Raw genomic sequence first — 15,072 nt, forward strand, 5'->3', positions numbered from 1 at the left:
GTGGGTTAGGCTTAACGGGATGCCTTCTCCGCGCCCCACTCCATTCCTGCTGGATGTCCTGATCTCCGGCGCGAGGTTTTTCTATCTGCTCTGGGGCGGCATGCTCCTGACGACGCTTTCTCTCTACAACCGCCTGCGCCCGCCAGCCTTCCTGTGGAGGTGGCCGGATGTGGCGCGTTTCTTCACGGGCTCCTGGGGGCGCGGGTTCTGCCTGGGCCTGGGCCTCGTCATGGCCGTCGCCGCGCTGCTGGAGGTGTGGACCCTGGTGGACAAGCTGCTGGTGCGGTTCCTGGCGGATCCGCACCGGGAGCAGTGAGGGATCTCGAATTATGAAGGATGAGCGGGCAACGATGATGGACTCCCGGCGCTGGGCTGAAAGGCGATACCCATGAGGTCCTTCGAGGCCTATGTGGCGAACCGCTACCTGACCACGCGCAAGAAGGGCGCTTTCGTGCGCGTGATGGTGCGCTTCGCGCGCTGGGGCATCGCGGTGGGCGTGTTCGCCATGGTCATCACCCTCGCCCTCATGAATGGGTTCCGGGAAGAAATCCAGGCCAATCTGTTTTCCGCCACTTCGCACTTCAGCGTGTTCCACCTGGCGGGCGACATTCCGGACACCGCCGCCGCGTTGAAGGCGGTGCGCGGCACCAAGGGCGTGCGGGCCGCCAGCCCCATCCGCCGCGAGAAAGGGCTGCTCAGGCTGCCGGGCGTGGATGGACCGCCGGCGGCGGTGGCGGTCAACGCCATCGATCCGGGTTCAGCCCGCTCCACGTCGAGCCTCCTGGATTCCGTGAAGCCAATCCGCATCGAAGACCTCCGGGAAGGCGAAATCGTGCTGGGCCGCGAACTGGCCAACAACCTGCAGCTGCGCGTGGGGGACACGGTCGCCATCGCGACGCTGCGGCTGCAGTTGGGCCTGTCGGGCCTCCAGCCCAAGCTGCAGGCCTTCAAGGTCGCGGGCATCTTCCAGAGCCACATCAGCGAATACGACACCAACTGGGTCTTCGTGCACATCCTCGACGCCGAGCGGCTGGCCCGCACGGACCAGGCGGAGACGATCGAGGTCCGCGCCGCGGATACCGAAGCCATCGGGGAAGCCAAGGCTGCGGTGCTCGCTGCCCTGAACCAGGAGGGCCGGGGCGGGTTCATGACCACGGACCTGCGGGACACCAACAAGGCCCTCTTCGAGGCGCTGAAAGTCGAGAAGTGGATCTTCACGGCCATCCTGTCCCTCATCGTGCTGGTGGCAGCCTTCAACATCGTGGCGAGCCTCGTGCTGTTCGTGACCGAGAAGCGCCGCGACCTGGGCGTGCTGCTGTCCTTGGGCGCCACGCCGCGCCAGATCCGGCGCCTGTTCGAATGGCAGGGCCTGCGCATCGGCGCGGTGGGGACCCTGTGGGGCCTGGGCCTGAGCGTGCCCTTCTGCCTGGTGGCGGACCGCTACAAGCTCGTGAAGCTGCCTAGCGCGGTCTACGATTTCATCACCTACATACCCTTCCGCCTGCACCTTTCAGATTTGCTTTTCGTCACCATCTTTCCGCTGCTGGTGGCCTGGTTGGCGTCCCGCTATCCCGCCAGGCGCGCAGCAGCCTTGAATCCCGTCGACGCGCTGAGGGCCGAATGACGCTCGCGAACTCCTATCTTTTCCTCGATACCGAAACCGGGGGCCTGGACCCGCGGAGCCACAGCCTGCTGAGCCTGGGACTCGTGGTGGGCGATGCGTCCGGCGTGGCGGACAGCTCGGAGATCCTGATCCGGCACGAGCCCTACGTGGTCACGGGCGGCGGCATGAAGGTGAACCGCATCGACCTGGCCGCGCACCACGAGGCCGCCCTGCCGCCCGCGGAGGCCATGGACCGGGTGGATGAATTCCTGAACCGCCATTTCCCTGAAAGGATGAGAGTCACGCTCGTGGGCCACAACATCGCCTTCGACCAGGCCTTCCTTTCGGAATTCCTGCTCTCGACGGGCCGCGACCCCGAAGGGCGCTTCCACCACCGCATCGTGGACACCCACAGCATCGCCTCGGCCCTGCGGGACGCGGGCAAACTGGACCTCCAGCGCCTCAGCAGCGACAGCCTGTTCGAGCATTTCGGCATCCTGGTCCCCGCGGAAAAGCGGCACACGGCCCTGGGGGATTCGCTGGCCACTTTCCACCTGTACTGGAAACTGGTGGAGCTGTGCCGATGATCGGCCGGGCGCTCTCCGTCCAGGGCCTGAAGAAGGCCTATGCCGACGCGGAGCATCCGGTCTTCGACGGGTTCTCCCTGGAGGTCGAGGCGGGCTGCCTCTGCGCGCTGGTGGGCGTGAGCGGCGTGGGGAAGACGACCCTGCTGAACTGCGTGGCGGGCCTGGACCGCTGGGAGGGCGGCAGCATCCGCATCGGCGGAACCCCGGTCCCGGAATCCGCCGGGGACCGCTCGCTGTACCGCCGGGAGCATGTGGGCCTGGCCTTCCAGCAGCCCCATCTGCTGCCGGAATTCACCGTCCGCGAGAACCTGGAAATGCCCTTCCGCATCGAGGGCGCGCTCACGGCGGGCCGTGAGGAGTGGATCCTGGAATTGCTTGAGATGGTGGGCATCCTCCATCTTTCCGAACGCCTCCCCAACCAGCTCAGCAGCGGGCAGGCGGCGCGGGTGGGCCTGGCCCGGGCGCTGGTGCGCAGGCCTTCCCTTTGGCTGCTGGACGAGCCCACGGGGAACCTGGATCCCGAAACGGCGGATGAGGCCTTCGCCTTGCTCCTGAAGCTCCATCGGGAGCTGCGCCCCACCACGCTCCTAGTCACCCACAACCCGGATCTGGCGGACCGCTGCGAACGGACGGTGCGGCTAGGGGGCCATTGAACAAAATGTAACCGTAGGGCCACGTCTGCCACGAAGGACCACACATAGATACCTTCGTGCCTTGTTCGTGTTCGTTCGTGGCCGGTCTTTTACTGGACTACTTGGCCTTCTTGCGCTTCTTGGCCGGAGCCTTTGCGGGGACAGGCTTGGCGGCTTCCGGTTCATGGAAGAATCCCACCAGCTGCAGATTCAATTCCACGGTGTCCTTGAGGCCGATCTTCGCGGCGATGCTGCCGGAACCGACGCCCCAGTTATTGCGGTCGATCTTGAGGCTGCCCTCGTAGCTCCAGGTGTCCGCGCCGGCGCCGTTCTTGCCGAAGGAGGGCTCGAAGGGGATGGTCAGCTCCTGCTTCACGCCGTGCATGTCCAGGGTGCCTTGCACCATCACCTGGCTGCCCTGCTTCCAGACCTTGGAGGACGTGAACAGGATCTTGGGGTACTTGGCGGCATCGAAGAAATCCGGTGACTTCAGATGCCCGTCCCGGCTCTTGTTCTCGGTGTTGATGGAGGCCACGTCGATTTCGAGCCTCACCTTCGCGTTCTCCAGGGTGTCCGGATCGCCGCTGATGTCCGTGGCGTATTTCCCGAAACTGCCTTCCACCTTGAAAAGGGTCTTGGCGCTGAAGCCGATGCGCGAATGGATGGTGTCCGGCGTGAAAGTCCTGTCCCCGGCGGTCAGGGCGAGGGACGGGGCGATCAGCAACAGCGCGGCGAGGACGATCGGGGTTCGGGACACAGGGCCTCCAAAGGGCAATGGGATTGGGATGGCCCGAGGCTATGTGTTGTGACACGTTTTTCAGGGGCCGGGTTCGGAGACGGGCGCCTTCGCCGCGCGGCGGCTTTCGATGAAATCGTTCAGGATGACAGCCGCCGCCGCCGCATCGAGCCTGGCTTTGCGGTCTTTGGGTTTCACGCCCCGCTGCGCCAGGAGCCTTTCGGCCTCCATGGAGCTCAAGTGCTCATCGCCGAAGCGCAGGGGCAGGCCCGTGAGCGAAGCCAACGCAGCGCCAAAACTCCTGGCCAGAGGAGCCGTCGCGCTCTCGGCGCCATCCTTGTGCCGCGGAAGACCCACCAGCAGGGCCTGGACTCCTTCCTCCCGGCACAGCCGCGCGAGTTTCCGCAGGGTGGCATCGCCTTCCTGGGGCCACACCTCGAAGGGGGAGGCGAGGATCTCCAGCTCGTCCGAAAAGGCGATGCCGATCCGCTTGGTGCCGTGGTCCAGGGCCATCCATCTCATTCTGCGATCATACTTGAACCGATGAGCCGCGCCCTTCCCGACGAGCTGCTGAAGCTCCCCCACCGCACCGATGTGCCCTTCCCCAGGCTCACCACGCTGGGCGTCGGCGGCCTTTGCCGTTGGCTGTTCGAGCCCACTACCGAGGGCGAAGCCCAGACCTTCGTCCGCGCCTGCGCCCGCGAAAACATCCCCTACCGCGTGCTGGGCGGCGGATCCAATCTCGTGGTCCTGGGCGATATCGGGATGCCGGTGTTGCGGCTGCGCTTTCCGGCGGAGCTGAAGCGGGAAGGCCTGAAACTCACGGCCCCAGCCAGCTTCGGCCACATCCGGATGGCCCAGGGCGCCGCCCAGGAAGGCCTCAGCGGCATGGAATACGCCAGCGGAATCCCCGGCACCACCGGCGGCGCCCTGCGCATGAATGCGGGCGCCTACGGCCGGGAGCTGGTGGACATCCTGGACACCTTCCGGTTCCTCACGCCCGAGGGCGAACTGGTGGAGAAGCGTCCCGACCCCGGCGAATTCAGGTACCGCTGGAGCTTCCTGTCCGGCGGCCATGTGGGGCTCGCCTACACCGTGAAATTGGCGGAAGGGGACCGCGACCGCATCCAGGCCCAGGTGCTGGAGAACATGGGCAAGCGCGGCAGCAGCCAGCCTTTGACCAAGCGCAACGCGGGCTGCATCTTCAAGAATCCGTCCGGAGCCAGCGCAGGGCGCCTCATCGACCAGGCTGGCTTGAAAGGATTCCGGATCGGGGATGCGGAAGTCAGCCCGGAACACGCCAATTTCCTCATCAACCACGGCCACGCCACCGCCGCGGAATTCGCGGAGCTGATGGACGTGGTGCGGAGCAAGGTGAAGGAGCTGCACGGCATCGAATTGGAGCCCGAAGTGGAGATCTGGCGGGATGTCTGAAACTGTGGGCGATTTTCATTCCGATGCCGCCGCGATCTTCGACTTCTTGACTCCTCGACTCTCGACTTTTTGACTCTTCGACTTTTTGACTCTTCGACTTTTTGACTCTTCGACTTTTCGACTCCTCGACTTCTCGACTCCTCGACTCTTGACTCTCGACGCCGCTAGACTTCATCCCAATGGCCTACCCCAACCACCTCCACGCGCATCGCCCCTGGCTCCCCTTCGCCAAGGCGGGCATCGTGCTGGTCGTGGTGGGCCTGGTGGCCTTCGGCCTCCTGGAAGTGGCGCAGCGCTACTTCGGATTGCAGAAGCTCACCATCGAACAGGTGAGCGTCAGCGGTTGCCGCGGCGACCGCCAGGCCAGGATCCTGGGCATCGTGGAGCCCATGACCCTGGGCAAGCCGCTGTTCTGGTTCGACGCGGACAAGCTGAGGACCAAGGTGGAGTCGGAACGGTGGGTGAAGGGCCTGATCATCCGCCGGGACCCGCCGGACCGCCTGAGCCTGGTCATCGAGGAGCGCAAGCCCCTGCTCTGGCTGGTGAAATCCTCCGGCGTCTTCCTCCTGTCCGATGATGGTGTGGTGCTGGACCGGATTAATGATGCGAATTCGACTCCTATTCCGGTGATTTACGATCCTTCGAGCCAGACCGACGAGAACCTCGTGAAGCTCATCCGCGCTGCGTCCGAGCTGCGGGACAAGCAGGCCGGTTTCTTCGGCCGGCTCACCGAACTGCGTTGGGCGGAACGCGGGCCCATTGCCTACATCGAGGGGCTCTCCGCCCCGCTTTACCTATCCAAAGTCGACATCCAGAAGAATATCCCCAATTTTCAGGGACTATTCCTGGACCAGTTGGCCAAAAGTCCGAATCTTTCGAAACTCCGGTACGTGGATCTGAGATGGGACGACGAGATCGCCGTGGGGGAGCCCCAGGAAACGGCCCCGCCCGCCCAGAAGGCGCTGCCCTAGAATCGAGGTTCCTCTTGGAACCACTGAAAAGAGGGTGATCCGGGCGATCTGCGGATTCCACGGAATTGCCCCGGGCCTGGTTCGGCCCCTGGTTTTATGGCCCTCGAGGTGCGGGCGGTAAAAGCCCGGCAACCGCACCTGGCGCAAAACCCCTTCGACCCTGTGGAACGCTCTGAAATGCGTGGAACACAAGATCCGTGTGATCAGAGGCCTTCCTAATCTCCTTTTCAATCGACAGCCTGCGCGCGGGTTTCCGTTCCCTGGCCATCGCAGGAATCAAAAAAATGCTCCATCCGGGTATTTTTTTCCGGCTGGCCCCTCCCGCAGGGCCGGACTGCGGCTATGCTTGGTTAACACAAGGGACAGTGCATGGTTCAACCTGCGGTACTTCTCGGACTCGATCTAGGTGCAAGCAAAGTCGTCTCAGTAATCGCAGTGCAGGATGAAAGCGGCGCCCTTCAAATCACGGGGGCGGCCCAGGCCAATGCCGAAGGCGGCATCCGCATGGGCGAGATCAACGACATGGAGCTCACCACGCGGGCCATCAACCGCGCGGTGGAGGAATCCATGCGTGCGGCCGGGCAGACCAAGCTGGAGGGCCTGCGCGTCTCCGTGGACGGGATCCAGTTCAAGGGCGAAAACCTGCGCGACTCCATCACGATCTCGAGCATGGACAAGATCATCACCGTTGCGGACCGGGACCGCGTGCTGGAGCAGGCTGCCAACGGCTGCAAGCTCGCGAAAGAGGAGACCGTCCTGCACCGCATCCCGCAAATGTTCCACATCAAAGGCCAGCGGGACATCCGCAACCCCGTGAACATGGTGGGCGAGACGCTCGAAGCGGAAGTGCGCATCATCGTCGCTCCCGGCTCGGTGCTGGGGAACATCAACCGCGCCCTCCAGCTTTCGGGCCTCCAGGGCGCCGACCTGCTCTATTCGCCCATGGCCTCCGCCGAGGCGGTGCTGACCCGCGAGGACAGCGAGAACGGCGCGGTGGTGGTGGACATCGGCGACGAGCTGACCCACCTCGGCGTATTCCTGCGCGGCGCGCTGTTCCACAGCGCGGTGATCCCCATCGGCGGCCGCCACTTCACCCGCGATCTCGAAATCACCAAGCACCTGGGCGGCATCAGCGTCGCGGAGCGCATCAAGCGGGTCTACGGCACGGCCCTGCCCACCCAGGTTCCTCCCGAAGAACACATCGAGCTGGAAGACGAGGGCCGCCAGGTCTCCCGCCGCGAACTGGCGGAAGTGCTGCATGCGAGGGCCGTGGAATTGCTCAACATGGTGCTCGCCGAGATCGGCCGCAGCGGCCTGATCCACGAGATCCACGGCGGCGTGCATCTCGTGGGCGGCGGCGCCCTGCTGCCGCACCTGCCCATCCTCGCCCAGAACATTCTCGGCCGCCCGCGGGTGGTGCTGGGCCGGGTCCACGGGCTCCAGGGCCTGCCCCAGGTGCTGTCCAATCCCCTCTACACCAACGCGCTGGGCGCCGTGAAAGCCCTCGCGCGCGAGCTCCAGGACAGCGGCCCCAAACGCGGCGGGGACGGCCTTCGCGGATTCTTCAAGAAACTCTTTTGACGGAGAACTTCCATGGCTGAAGTCCCCTTCCTGCCCAGCCCCGAACACCTGCCCGGCGCCAACATCAAGGTGGTGGGCGTGGGCGGCGCGGGCTGCAACGCCATCAACCGCATGCTCCAGAGCGGCATCGTCGGCGTGCAGTTCATCGCCATGAACACCGACCGGCAGAGCCTCGCCCAGAGCAAGGCCCACGTGCAGATGCCGCTGGGGCCCACCAGCTCCCGCGGCGGCCTGGGCGCCGGGGGCAACCCGGACCGCGGCGCGGTGGCGGCGGAAGAAAGCCGTGAAGAAATCCTCGCGGCGCTCTCCGGCGCGGACATGGTGTTCATCACCGCGGGCATGGGCGGCGGCACCGGCACCGGCGCCGCCCCGCTCATCGCCGCCTACGCGCGGGAACAGGGCGCGCTCACGGTTTCGGTGGTGCTCACGCCCTTCGCGTGGGAAGGCCCCCGCAAAGCGGAAAAGGCCTTGAACGGCCTGGCGAACCTGCGGGACACCTCAGATACGGTGATCGTCGTCTCCAATGAAAAGCTCATGAGCGTGTGCGAGCGCGGCACCAAGATGACCGACGCCTACCAGATGGCCGACGGCGTCCTGATCCAGGGCGTGCGCGGCATCGCGGACCTCATCCTGCGGCCGGGCCTCGTGAACCTGGATTTCGCGGACGTGGAATCGGTGCTCAAGGACGGCGGCGAAGCCTTCATCGGCACGGGCATGGGCCGTGGCGAGGAAGCCGTCATGGACGCTTTGCTGAAAGCCCTCGCGAGCCCCCTGCTGGACCGCGCCGCCGACGGCTTCGCCACCAACGTGATCGTGTCCGTCATGGCCCACCCGGACCAGGTGGGCTTCAGCGAATTCAGCACCGCCATGAACTACCTGCACGAACGCTTCGAGGGCCGCGCGGAGATCAAGCCCGGCCAGGTGCTGGCGCCGGAGATGGAGGACCGCGTCGTCGTCACGGTGCTGGCTTCGGGTTTCGAATCGGCCACGTCATCCACCAGCCTGAGCCTCTACCAGCGCACCGTGGCGCCGTCCATGGACAATGCTCCCCACAACACGCCCAGCGGCCGCGTCTACGGCGAAGTGCCGCCGGAGGCCCATCCCGGCCATCCGTCCAGCGGCCCGCTGCCTTCCGCCACGCCCACGCGCCTGATGCCCCAGGGCCCAACCCCCAGCGGCGAAATGGCCACCCAAGCCGAAGACCTGCACGTGCCGGCGATCATCAGGCTGAGCCAGGGAAGATTGCCGATCGAATAAAAGTGGCGGAAAGACTGGATTAATTGCTCAGTACGCCGCCCCGCGATCCACTCGCCGCGCCAGCTCGCTTGCATAGCTGCGGCCGAGCATGTCGGCATTCGCCTGGATCCATTCGCTCAGTCGGGTTTTGCCCGCAGGCGGCGACGGGGTGTACAGCAAGTCGGCCATCAGCCCTTCAATCTCTTCTTGCGTGATGGTCACGTCCCTGGCCAGCCAGCCGAGCGCCTGTCCGGCCAGCAGGCCCAGGCGCGGCGGCACGCTGAACACCGGGCAGCGCACATCGAGCAAACGGGCGATGGTCCGCACCAGTTCGCGGTAGGTGTAGGTCTCCGGTCCAATGGCGTCAATCACCTCATCCTCGCGCCCCGCGCCGCAGCGCACGGCCAGGTCCGCCAAGTCTTCGACGTAGATCGGCTGCAGGCGGTACCGCCCGTCGCCGAACACGCCGAACACCGGCAGGCGGCGCACCGCCCAGGCGATGTTGTTGATGAGGATGTCCTCCTTGCCGAAGATCACCGCCGGCCGCAGGATGGCGTAGGAAATCCCGCTTTCCGTCAATGCCCTTTCAAGCATCGCTTTGCCGCGGAAATACTCGAGCGGGGAGCTTTCGGAGGGGTTGGTGATGCTGACGTGGACGATGCGCCGCACCCCGGCCTGTTGGGCGGCTTTGAACAGCGCCAGAGTGTTCCGCACGGCCTCCTGGTGGCGGAACAGCTTGTGGTTGAAGCGCACCCAGTACGTGTTGTAGAGCACTTCGACCTTTTCCAGGGACCGCGCCAGCGCCGCCGGGTCTTCAAAGTTGAAGGGGACCGCGCGCACCTGCCCGCCGAATGGGTTTGGGCGCTGCCCCGAGTCGGTCAACGTGATCACCTGCTGGCCTTGGGCCAGCAGGCGGCTGGCGATGTATTTTCCGGAGTAGCCATACGCACCGGTGACGGCTTGAATCGTCTTGTCTGGCATCTCATTTCTCCTTGTCGCTGGTGCCGGGGCCGACTGCGGCGCCGCCCATCAGTTTCCGGAGCGCGCCGATGCGCAGGCTGTCGAAGGCCATCACCATCGCCACCAGCTGGTCCAGCGCCCGGAAGAAGGTTTGCATCGCATTCATTCGCTGGCGGTAAAATCCGGCCAACTCCATCTCTTCGCTAGAGAAGCCTTTGACGGCCTTGGGATCGAGCAGGGCCAAGCTGTCATCCACACTGCGCAGGGCCCGGTCGAATTCGCTCTTTTCGCGCTCCCGCAGGATGCCCTTGATCACCTTCCAGAAATCCGTTTCGGCAGTGTAGTAATCCTTGCGTTCGCCGATGCGCGCGATCTTGTGCACCATGCCCAGGCGCTCCAGGTGGCGCACGTTGGTGCTGACGGCGCCCTTGGTGACGTTGGCCTGCACCACCAGCTCATCCAGGGAGATCGCCTGGGACGAGAGGTATATGGCGCCGTAAATGGCGCCCATCGCCTTGGGAAAGCCCCAGAAGTGGCTGATCCGGGCCATGCCCAGGATGAAGTTGTCGCGGGATTGTTGGAGGGGAGTAGGGGTCATTATTTTCTTTCCGTACACTACATTTAGTTTCTACTAAATGTAGTGTACGTTTCGAACTATAATTGTCAAGATGCAGCGGAGACCCAGGATCCGTTTTTTTTCGCCTCTTGTTTTTCGTTTTTTATTCGCCATACTTGATACCCCCTGGAGGTATCCGTGCTGGCGATGTGGGTTCCCGAACTGCCGTTCCAACTGGCCTGCGCGCGGGATGCGGGCCTGCGGGACCGCCCCCTGGCCTTTTTGAATCCCGAAAGCCCGCGGAGCCCGGCGGTCTGGTTCGCCAACCGCCGGGCCCGGGCGGAGGGCCTGGCGGCCGGCGATCCCCTGGATCTCGCCCTGCGCCGCCTGCCCCAGTTGCGGGTGCTGGATGCCCAGCCCCAGACCTGGTGGGAGGCCCAGGCTTTCCTGGGGGATTTCCTGCAGCACTGGACGCCCCAGGGGATGCTTCTGCGCATGGGCGAGGCCCTGGTGGAGCTGGGCGGCACCGGCCGCCTCTTCGGACCGCCCCAGGACGCCGCGGCGCGCATCCGGCGGGAGCTGGACGAGCGCATGGGCTGGCTGAGCCACGGCGGGCTGTCCCGGAGCGCCACCGCCGCGCAGATGGCCGCGCACCTGGAACACCGCATCGAACAGGTGGCCGAAGGCTTCGAGGCCAGCTTCCTGGCGCCCCAGCCCCTGGCCCGCCTGCCGGATCTGGCGCCGCGCGTCCGCAGCCGCTTCCGCCGCCTCGGCCTGCGGCTCTTCCAGGACCTCCAGCCCATGCCTTTGCCGCTGCTCTGCGAACTGGTGCCCGAGCGCCAGGCTCCCAAGCTCCTGGCCCAGGTGCGGGGCGAAGACCGTCCCCGCCTGCCCCTGCTGACGGAGCCCGTCGGCTCCACGCGCACGCCCTGGCGCCTGGATCCGCCCCGCCTGCCGGAAGACGTGGGCTTGGCTTCCTGGAGCCTGCACCGCCTCTGGTCCGACGCCCGCAGCCCCCGCAAGCTGGCCCTGCGCTGGTGGGATGTGGACGGCGAGCCGCACCACTGGAAGGCGGAGCCCGAACACCTGCTGCAGCCGCCGCTGGAACTGGCGCGCACCGTGGAACAGGCCTTCCGCCAGGGCGCCACGCGCCGCCTCCTGGTGCGCCAGGTGGAGCTGCGCATCCACTGGGGCCTGGGCCGGGCCCGGGCCCTGTTCCAGGATCCCCGCAGCCAGAAGGTGGAGAACCTGGAGCCCGCCCTGGCGCACCTCCGCAAGCGCTACCCCGGAAACCCTGTGCGGGCTGGCTGGGATCTGGCGGCCGAGCACATGGATCACATCGAGAACCTGGAGGACCTCTACGCCAAGAGCAGCTGAGGCCGGCGATCTCTAAAAAATTACATCGCCACAGATGAACACAGATGAACGCAGATGCGGCGAGGAAGGAGGGCAAAGTCTGGCCTGAAACGAAAAGCAGATTACAGGGATGAAGGGGATGAAAACGGATCGCGAAAAAACTGAAGACCACTCCCACATGGAGTATGGGCCCGCCCCGGCGCAGCCGGGGCCGCGCCGGGGCGTCGTGCGGGTTTTCAGGGCGGCGGCTATTCCGCACGCCAGCGCAAGGTCGCCGCCGCCCTGAAAACCGGTTGGCCCATGCGGTGCCGAATGGAGGATCAATTCCATCAAGAATGACGCCCCATCCGCGTTTATCAGCGTTTATCCGTGTTCATCTGTGGTTTATTTTTGAAGGCTCACGCATGAGCTTCGCCCTCGGCATCTCCGATTTCTCCATCGGGGAAGGCATCTACCGGCCTGAGCAGTTGCTGCGGGTGGCGCAGCGCCTGGGCTATAGCGATCTGGTCCTGTGGGACCGGGGGCTGCAGGGCTATCCCAAGCTGCGGGAGGAGCTGGAATGGATCCTGGAAACGCAGCGCCCCGCCGTCCTTTCCGGAGCCGGCGGCCAGGCTGCCGAAGAGATGGGCTCGGGCGGAGCAGGCTTCCGCATCCACATCGGCTGCCGCTTCCGCTGGCGGGATCACGACTATGGCGCCCTGCCCTTCACGGACGCGGGCTACGCGGCCCTGAACCGCCTGCTCACGACCCAGGCCCACGAGCCCCGGCGATTGAAGGGCGAACCCACCCCCGAGAGCTGCCGCGCCGAGGAGCCCCCCGGCGGCTGCGTGCTGCTGGCCGATGATCTGGCTGGCCTCGACGCGCTGCTGCGGGAAGGCCTCTACGCCTCGCTGCTGGCCCATCCGCGCCGGGCGGTGGAAGCGCGGCGGGCCCTGGAGGCGGGCCTCCCGGTGGTGGCGCCACAAGTCCTGCGCTTCCGCAGCGAGGCGGGGCTCGGCCTGCACCGCCTCAAGCGCGCCATCGCGCAGCAAAGCACCGTGCCGCGCACGGAGCCCCTGTGGGATCTGCGGGACGCCGCCGTGCCCCGCGGGGAATGGGAGGCCCGGTTTCCTTTCGCCGAACCCGCCGTGGGGCTGGCCACGGACGCGCTGCTGGAGCGGATCTCGGGCTGGAAGATCCATTGGGGGGCCTGGGTCACGGCGGGACCCCTGGGGCTCGACGGCGCGTCCCTGGACGCGGTTCTGCGGGAACGCGTGCAGGCGGGCATCCGCGTGCGCTATCCGGAGCTGCAAGGCATCCACGAAAGCCGCATGGAGCATGAACTCGCGCTCATCCGGGAGAAGGGGTTCGCCAGCTATTTCCTGCTGGTGCAGGACCTCGTGAATGCCCTGAAACCAAGGCTTCCCACGCGCACTTGCGGCCGGGGCAGCGGCGCGGCGAGCCTCGTGAGCTACGCCCTGGAACTGAGCAACGTGGATCCCGTGGGCACCAACCTGATGTTCGAGCGCTTCCTCACACGCGAGCGCACGGACCCGCCGGACATGGACATCGACTTCGCCTGGGACGAGCGGGACGAGGTCATCCTGCGGGTCTTCGAGCGCTACGGCCGCGACCGCGTGGCCATGGTGGCCAACCACGCCTTCTACAAGGACCGCTCCGCCCTGCGCGCCGTGGCCATGGCCCACGGGCGGCCTGAAGCTGAATTGAAGCAGCTGGCGCGCTATGTCCGCGGCTGGGAGGGCGGCCTGGACCACGCGGCGGAAAATCCGGCCTGGACCGAGATCCTGCGGCAGGCCGCGGCGCTGGAGGGCCACTTCTGCCAGTTCTCCGTGCATCCCGGCGGCATCGTGGTGAGCCCCGGCCCGCTGTGGGAGCACGCGGCCTTCCAGCCGGCCCCCGCGAAGGAGGGCGTCAGCACCACCTCCTGGGACAAGGATGGCGTGGAGAACTACGGCCTGGTGAAGATCGACCTGCTGGGGAACCGCAGCCTGGCGGTCATCCGCGACGCCTACAGCGTGCTTGGAAACCGCGTACCCGAGCACATCGGCCCCCACTCGCGGGAGGATCCGGAAACGCAGGCGCTGCTGGCCCGGGGCGACAGCATCGGCGTCTTCTACGTGGAGAGCCCCGCCATGCGCCAGCTCCAGCAGCGGGTGAAGAAGGGCGACTTCGAGACGCTGGTGATCCACAGCTCGCTCATCCGGCCGGCGGCCTACCGCTGGGTGGACCGCTACGTGAAGCGGGCCCGCGGCGAAGAGGAATTCATCCCTTCGGATCCAGTCTTCGAGCGCCTGCTGTCGGACAGTTTCGGCGTGCTCATCTACCAGGAGGACGTCATCAAGGTCTGCGTGGAGCTGGCGGGCTGGAGCCACTTCGAGGCGGACCAGCTCCGCAAGGCCCTGGGCAAGCCCGGCAGCGAGCGGAAGCTGCCGCGGTTCCAGCAGCGTTTCTTTGACGGCTGCGCGGCGCGGGGCGTGAAGCAGGCCGTGGCCCTTGAAGCCTGGGACATGATCAACACCTTCCGCGGCTACTCTTTCTGCAAGCCGCACTCCGCCAGCTATGCGCAGGTGAGCTTCGAGAGCGCCTGGCTGAAGGCCCACCACCCGGCGGTCTTCTTCGCCTCGGTCATCACCAACCAGGGCGGCTTCTATCCCGCCTGCGCCTACCTGGGGGACGCGCGGCGCCACCGCCTCGCCGTGCGCGGGCCCGATGCCAACGCCTCGCTGTGGCGCTTCAGCGCCGAAGGCGAACAGGGCCTGCGGGTGGGGCTCATGCAGGTGCAGGGCGCGCTGGAGCCGGAAGTGAAGGCGCTGCTGGAGGAGCGCGAGAGGAACGGCCCTTTCGCGGATCTCGACGATCTGCTGGGGCGTGCGCGCCTGTCCATCCCCACGGCGGAAGCCCTGGCCAGCGGCGGCGCCTTCGATCTGTGGGCAACCGACGGCGACCGCACACGGCTGCTCTGGGCGCGGCTCGGCGGCGTTCCGCCCGGCGTGCGGCCCCGGCCCACGGATCCCTTCGAGCGGGCGGAACTGGAGTGGGAAATCCTTGGCCTCAGCCTGGAAATCCACCCGGCGGTGCTGGCGCGGCTCCGCAAAGGCAGCGGCCAACACCGCGCCGCGGACGTCCAGAAGCCCGGCCGCACGCTGCATTTCTGGGCCCTGGTGGTGGCGGAAAAGCGGGTGTGGACCGAGAAGGGCGATTCCATGCAGTTCATCACCTTCGAGGACGAGACCGCCCTCTGCGAAGCCGTGGCCTTCCCCGACGTCTTCGCCCGCCGCAAGCGGCCCTTCCGGGTGGGCGACATCATCCCTGTGCGAGGCAGGAGCGTGCGGCAGGACGGGCTCCCGGTGCTGGAAGTGCTGCCGTGAGCCTTTCTGCATAGGCCAAGGCGTTCCCTTGCGCTGACAATTAAAACATTCC

Annotated in this window: 14 protein-coding genes; 10 read left to right on the forward strand and 4 right to left on the reverse strand. The window is 66.2% G+C overall.

The window, feature by feature from the left end; genetic code table 11:
* The first annotated feature begins 19 nt into the window (after positions 1 to 19).
* From IPQ13_06915 to IPQ13_06930, 4 genes are all read left to right on the forward strand, one after another.
* Entirely contained in the window at positions 20 to 316 is a 297-nt protein-coding gene (locus IPQ13_06915; GenBank protein ID MBL0210628.1) for a hypothetical protein, read from the forward strand.
* A 72-nt stretch (positions 317 to 388) separates the two neighbouring features.
* Positions 389 to 1,624, forward strand: a complete 1,236-nt coding sequence (locus tag IPQ13_06920; GenBank protein MBL0210629.1) for an ABC transporter permease — start codon at positions 389 to 391, stop codon at positions 1,622 to 1,624.
* On the forward strand, positions 1,621 to 2,190 hold the full coding sequence (locus IPQ13_06925) for a 3'-5' exonuclease (protein ID MBL0210630.1): 570 nt from the start codon (positions 1,621 to 1,623) through the stop codon (positions 2,188 to 2,190). The genes IPQ13_06920 and IPQ13_06925 overlap by 4 nt, the downstream gene beginning before the upstream one ends.
* Positions 2,187 to 2,843: an ABC transporter ATP-binding protein gene (locus IPQ13_06930; protein MBL0210631.1), complete on the forward strand. Its 657-nt coding sequence runs from the start codon at positions 2,187 to 2,189 to the stop codon at positions 2,841 to 2,843. The genes IPQ13_06925 and IPQ13_06930 overlap by 4 nt, the downstream gene beginning before the upstream one ends.
* A 97-nt stretch (positions 2,844 to 2,940) precedes the next feature.
* Here IPQ13_06930 and IPQ13_06935 read toward each other — a convergent pair whose 3' ends face one another.
* Positions 2,941 to 3,579, reverse strand: coding sequence for a YceI family protein (locus IPQ13_06935; GenBank protein MBL0210632.1), 639 nt, complete (start codon positions 3,577 to 3,579; stop codon positions 2,941 to 2,943).
* Positions 3,580 to 3,639: 60 nt separating this feature from the next.
* Positions 3,640 to 4,080: a Holliday junction resolvase RuvX gene (gene ruvX, locus IPQ13_06940; GenBank protein ID MBL0210633.1), complete on the reverse strand. Its 441-nt coding sequence runs from the start codon at positions 4,078 to 4,080 to the stop codon at positions 3,640 to 3,642.
* 21 nt (positions 4,081 to 4,101) lie between these two features.
* On the opposite strand from ruvX, the gene murB reads away from it, so the two are divergent.
* The 4 genes from murB to ftsZ all read left to right on the forward strand — a co-directional run bounded on the left by murB (position 4,102) and on the right by ftsZ (position 8,801).
* A complete protein-coding gene (murB, locus tag IPQ13_06945; protein ID MBL0210634.1) occupies positions 4,102 to 4,992 on the forward strand; it encodes a UDP-N-acetylmuramate dehydrogenase in 891 nt (296 codons plus the stop codon).
* Between the two features lie 179 nt (positions 4,993 to 5,171).
* Positions 5,172 to 5,963 (forward strand): FtsQ-type POTRA domain-containing protein, encoded by a 792-nt coding sequence (locus tag IPQ13_06950; protein MBL0210635.1) that lies wholly within the window; start codon positions 5,172 to 5,174, stop codon positions 5,961 to 5,963.
* 369 nt (positions 5,964 to 6,332) lie between these two features.
* The gene (ftsA, locus tag IPQ13_06955) at positions 6,333 to 7,544 is read left to right on the forward strand and encodes a cell division protein FtsA (protein MBL0210636.1); all 1,212 of its coding nucleotides are present in this window, start codon (positions 6,333 to 6,335) and stop codon (positions 7,542 to 7,544) included.
* Between the two features lie 12 nt (positions 7,545 to 7,556).
* Positions 7,557 to 8,801: a cell division protein FtsZ gene (ftsZ, locus tag IPQ13_06960; GenBank protein ID MBL0210637.1), complete on the forward strand. Its 1,245-nt coding sequence runs from the start codon at positions 7,557 to 7,559 to the stop codon at positions 8,799 to 8,801.
* A 27-nt stretch (positions 8,802 to 8,828) separates the two neighbouring features.
* Here ftsZ and IPQ13_06965 read toward each other — a convergent pair whose 3' ends face one another.
* Entirely contained in the window at positions 8,829 to 9,761 is a 933-nt protein-coding gene (locus IPQ13_06965) for an NAD(P)H-binding protein (GenBank protein MBL0210638.1), read from the reverse strand.
* A 1-nt stretch (position 9,762) separates the two neighbouring features.
* A complete protein-coding gene (locus IPQ13_06970; GenBank protein MBL0210639.1) occupies positions 9,763 to 10,338 on the reverse strand; it encodes a hypothetical protein in 576 nt (191 codons plus the stop codon).
* A 156-nt stretch (positions 10,339 to 10,494) separates the two neighbouring features.
* Here IPQ13_06970 and IPQ13_06975 point away from each other — a divergent pair, with 156 nt between their 5' ends.
* Together IPQ13_06975 and IPQ13_06980 are read left to right on the forward strand one after the other, a co-directional pair.
* Positions 10,495 to 11,673 (forward strand): hypothetical protein, encoded by a 1,179-nt coding sequence (locus IPQ13_06975; protein MBL0210640.1) that lies wholly within the window; start codon positions 10,495 to 10,497, stop codon positions 11,671 to 11,673.
* A gap of 383 nt (positions 11,674 to 12,056) precedes the next feature.
* Entirely contained in the window at positions 12,057 to 15,020 is a 2,964-nt protein-coding gene (locus IPQ13_06980) for a DNA polymerase III subunit alpha (GenBank protein ID MBL0210641.1), read from the forward strand.
* The last annotated feature ends 52 nt before the right edge of the window (positions 15,021 to 15,072 follow it).

Source organism: Holophagaceae bacterium, assembly GCA_016720465.1.
Taxonomy (GTDB): Bacteria; Acidobacteriota; Holophagae; order Holophagales; family Holophagaceae; genus JANXPB01.

What these genes read in the sequence shown, in the direction of transcription:
- IPQ13_06915 (MBL0210628.1), top strand. Translation starts at nt 20, where the DNA reads ATGCCTTCTCCGCGCCCCACTCCATTCCTGCTGGATGTCCTGATCTCC.
- IPQ13_06920 (MBL0210629.1), top strand. Translation starts at nt 389, where the DNA reads ATGAGGTCCTTCGAGGCCTATGTGGCGAACCGCTACCTGACCACGCGC.
- IPQ13_06925 (MBL0210630.1), top strand. Translation starts at nt 1,621, where the DNA reads ATGACGCTCGCGAACTCCTATCTTTTCCTCGATACCGAAACCGGGGGC.
- IPQ13_06930 (MBL0210631.1), top strand. Translation starts at nt 2,187, where the DNA reads ATGATCGGCCGGGCGCTCTCCGTCCAGGGCCTGAAGAAGGCCTATGCC.
- ruvX (MBL0210633.1), bottom strand. Translation starts at nt 4,080, where the DNA reads ATGAGATGGATGGCCCTGGACCACGGCACCAAGCGGATCGGCATCGCC.
- murB (MBL0210634.1), top strand. Translation starts at nt 4,102, where the DNA reads ATGAGCCGCGCCCTTCCCGACGAGCTGCTGAAGCTCCCCCACCGCACC.
- IPQ13_06950 (MBL0210635.1), top strand. Translation starts at nt 5,172, where the DNA reads ATGGCCTACCCCAACCACCTCCACGCGCATCGCCCCTGGCTCCCCTTC.
- ftsA (MBL0210636.1), top strand. Translation starts at nt 6,333, where the DNA reads ATGGTTCAACCTGCGGTACTTCTCGGACTCGATCTAGGTGCAAGCAAA.
- ftsZ (MBL0210637.1), top strand. Translation starts at nt 7,557, where the DNA reads ATGGCTGAAGTCCCCTTCCTGCCCAGCCCCGAACACCTGCCCGGCGCC.
- IPQ13_06965 (MBL0210638.1), bottom strand. Translation starts at nt 9,761, where the DNA reads ATGCCAGACAAGACGATTCAAGCCGTCACCGGTGCGTATGGCTACTCC.
- IPQ13_06970 (MBL0210639.1), bottom strand. Translation starts at nt 10,338, where the DNA reads ATGACCCCTACTCCCCTCCAACAATCCCGCGACAACTTCATCCTGGGC.
- IPQ13_06980 (MBL0210641.1), top strand. Translation starts at nt 12,057, where the DNA reads ATGAGCTTCGCCCTCGGCATCTCCGATTTCTCCATCGGGGAAGGCATC.